The organism is Leuconostoc fallax KCTC 3537 (assembly GCF_000165675.1).
GTDB classification, from domain to species: Bacteria; Bacillota; Bacilli; order Lactobacillales; family Lactobacillaceae; genus Leuconostoc_B; species Leuconostoc_B fallax.
Genome location: NZ_AEIZ01000016.1, coordinates 1 through 3,401, shown reverse-complemented (window position 1 = coordinate 3,401; position 3,401 = coordinate 1). Strand labels below are relative to the sequence as shown.

Genomic DNA, 3,401 nt, shown 5'->3' with positions numbered 1-3,401 from the left:
TTGTACTTAGCGATGTTGAGCCAGATACGGATTCACTCGTGCTCATAGAAACCGGATCTTTTTCATAAGTAACTATTGTATCAACAGAAAGGCTAGCTGGCTTATCACCATTTTTAATGTTATTAATGTCAACTATATTTCCATCACTGTCTTTCGCTGTAATCACATAGCCTGGCTTATCAACAAGAGTATCTGGATAATATGCTTTCGTCGCATCTGTTGAATCATTTACATATTGTGTTTCATTAAGAATTGTTCCATCTTCATCCTTAATAATGAGATTTCCCAATTTTTTATATTGATATTGTATATCTTGTGTTTGCTGAATATATGGATTTCTAATGTTATAGGTTGTATTGCTATTAACATATTGCACAGTCTGTCCAACCGGGATACTGTAGGTCGCTGATTTAACCCCGTTCCTATAAACATCAGCTTGCATTGTTCCAATACCATCTAATTGTGTGTAAATAACACTTGTACCATCATGATAATTTTTTCATATTTAGCACCAATTTCTCCAAACTGAGACATTGTACCGTTACCATTATCATTAACGTCATCAGAATAGTAACCATTAATTACTTGCCCTGACGAAGTTGTATACGTTTGACCAGTCCATCCATTTTGTGTAACATTATCAGAATCGTTAATGGGCTTTCCTTCTTCATCCACATACGTTGTATTTTGATTTACATTCTTAGGAACAAAATTAGTAACCGTACCATAGGCATTACCAGAACTATCTGCAACAAATCCAACATAATTTGTTCTTAAAGCTCCACTTGATCTCTTTACAACTAGTGAATAGTTTCCATTTATTCCGTCGTAATAATATGTTGTTTTGGAAAATAATGAGGAAGAGATACTTGCTGTACTCTGACCCAACGTCAATTGTTTTTTTGCACCATTCGTACTTATTTCTTGAATGTACAATTGACCAGATCCATTGCGATCAATTGAGACAGAGATATCACCAACTTTGGTGCTACCACTATAAACTGTCAACCACTCAAAATCATATTTATTTTCATTATCCGAATTTCGTGGCATGCCACTCGGATATTCTGGGTCATTAACAGAAAATCCACTGTTCGTCTTTTCAAGAGTCTTTAAAACAGCTAACAAATTACTGTTTAACATTGCATTGTTAGTAGTAACAGAATATGTATTACGCGTTGGATATTCGGAAAGCGTGTTTGAATCAGTGACTGCCTCGCTTTCTATATTTTCTGAAATATTGCTATCCAAAGACTGTGTTTCTTTGCTATGCTCAGTCTCACTACCAACAGAACCCGATTCAGAATTTTTACTAGTATCGATTTCACTACTGCTCAATGACTCTGATACAGAAGTTGATGTAGACTCACTACCAACAGAACCCGATTCAGAATTTCTTACTAGTATCGATTTCACTACTGCTCAGTGATTCTGATACAGAAGGTGATGTAGACTCACTACCAACAGAATTTGATTCAGAATTTTTACTAGTATCTTTTCACTACTGCTCAATGATTCTGATATAGAAGTTGATGTAGATCCACTATCAACAGAATTTGATTCAGAATTTTTACTAGTATCTCTTTCATTATCGTTCAAAGAATTTGTAGATACATCATTATCTTGGTCCGTTACATTGTGAACAGTAATCTTTGGTATAGTTACCTGATTTTTTCAACAATAGTATCTTGTTCATCATTGCTTTTTCTTTTGCAACATTCCCATCATCAGCAAAAATATCATTAGCAGCAATTATGGTTCCACCAAACAATGTACTGATTGCCACTATCCCTTTAGGAATATTGGTAATCAATCCATCAACTTTATTCGATCCTGACGATAAATCACTTTTTCGGTTGTTGAACGATGATAACCATAGCATCGTTTTGCATATTCCAGATGTAACCCACATCTTACCATTTTTATACATTTTAAAATGAGTCACTTGGTCTAATTCTACAAAATTATTACTCTTTTTTTCTCACTTTTAACCTCTAACCCGTTTATTACAGTAAGCATTTCCCACAATAAAAACTTGTTGTTAGAATAATTCTCGTTTAAAGAGGTTACTATTTCATGATAAAAAAGAGAATTCATAATAAATAAAAAGACTTTGTACCTTTTACATCACTTGTTATTAAAATATTTTTATATCATTAGTGTTAACATGATTATTTTTATATAAAAAAGAGAAAACATAGTAAAATAAAAGAATTTTATTAAAAACATTCAAGTTAATAATGATGTACTGGGGAATATGATATGAAAGATATTACAAAGTTAGCCACCATTTTAAATGCTGATGCCATTTTAATTGATTACAGAACAAAAAAACAACCTATTTGAGTGAAATGACAGATACAGATAAATTAATTACTAATTTATTAATACAAAATATGGAATTATTATTAACTCATACTTATCAATCTCTAAGTTATCGATCTGGGCATATCTTAACTTGTCGTGTTGACACTCAAACTGTTATTTGCTTTTTATTTGACTATAGCGATATGTTCTCTAGTAATAATGAATTAATGATGATTAATTCATTATCTAATTTACAATCAATTTCTCAAGTAATTTATACTCTTTATACATACAAAAATGCGCCCGAAGAAGATGTAGTGATTCGCCATCTGGGAGAAAACTTTTCTGATGTGCAAAATACTCAACAAACTAAAAACCCACAGAAATTTTTTGACGCCGAAACAAATATTATTAAGGGAATAGTCCATTCCGATAAAGAAGCGCTTATTATTGCTTTAGATGATTTATCCCATGTCAAAATAATTGGTGAATATTTTGCATCAAATAACTTAATTCGTGGTGAAAAGGATACCTTAATATCGTACTTAGCCGTTATGAATCGTGCTATTATTCAGTGGGGATATCCCGTCCAACTCGCTTTTAAATTACATAACGAGCTTGTCCAAGAAATTGAACTATCCCACCGTTTCCCTGATTTCTTTCAGGTTATTCGAGAAATCACTTGGCAATACTTTAAAACTGTTCAGGAATATCGTATTCACAATTTTTTGCCATTACATCAACGTATCCATCGTTATATTGACGAACATATTGGTGAAAATATTACCCTTGACGATTTAGCAAGTGCTCTCAATACATCCAAAAAGAATCTCAATCCAGCTTTTAAAAAAGAATATAATGTTACGATTACACAATTTATCCGGCACGCTAAAATTGATGCAGCGAAAGAATTACTCATTGCTTCCGATTTGAATTTAGATGAAATTACTCATTTACTATCTTTCTCAACAAAAAGTTACTTTGTCAAAACATTTAAAGAAATTACCGGTGTAACGCCGGCGTATTTTCGCCAACATTTTTTTGATCAACACCTTCATTTATAAGAATGAAGGTGTTGATCAAATTTAGGATAC

3 protein-coding genes and 2 pseudogenes are annotated in these 3,401 nt (G+C 32.3%); 1 reads left to right on the top strand and 4 read right to left on the bottom strand.

Annotated features, from left to right (window positions below):
• From LEUFL_RS09940 to LEUFL_RS13535, 4 genes and pseudogenes are all read right to left on the bottom strand, one after another.
• Positions 1 to 442, bottom strand: a pseudogene (locus LEUFL_RS09940) (hypothetical protein); the annotation flags it as partial.
• Positions 443 to 456: 14 nt separating this feature from the next.
• A complete protein-coding gene (locus tag LEUFL_RS0105375; RefSeq protein WP_010007998.1) occupies positions 457 to 1,416 on the bottom strand; it encodes a MucBP domain-containing protein in 960 nt (319 codons plus the stop codon).
• A gap of 202 nt (positions 1,417 to 1,618) precedes the next feature.
• Complete coding sequence (locus tag LEUFL_RS0105370; protein WP_237697915.1) at positions 1,619 to 1,882, bottom strand: hypothetical protein; 264 nt, start codon at positions 1,880 to 1,882, stop codon at positions 1,619 to 1,621.
• A gap of 6 nt (positions 1,883 to 1,888) precedes the next feature.
• Positions 1,889 to 1,945 (bottom strand): annotated as a pseudogene (locus LEUFL_RS13535) (KxYKxGKxW signal peptide domain-containing protein); the annotation flags it as partial.
• A 406-nt stretch (positions 1,946 to 2,351) separates the two neighbouring features.
• Here LEUFL_RS13535 and LEUFL_RS11655 point away from each other — a divergent pair.
• Positions 2,352 to 3,371: a helix-turn-helix domain-containing protein gene (locus LEUFL_RS11655; RefSeq protein ID WP_010007994.1), complete on the top strand. Its 1,020-nt coding sequence runs from the start codon at positions 2,352 to 2,354 to the stop codon at positions 3,369 to 3,371.
• Positions 3,372 to 3,401 lie beyond the last annotated feature (30 nt).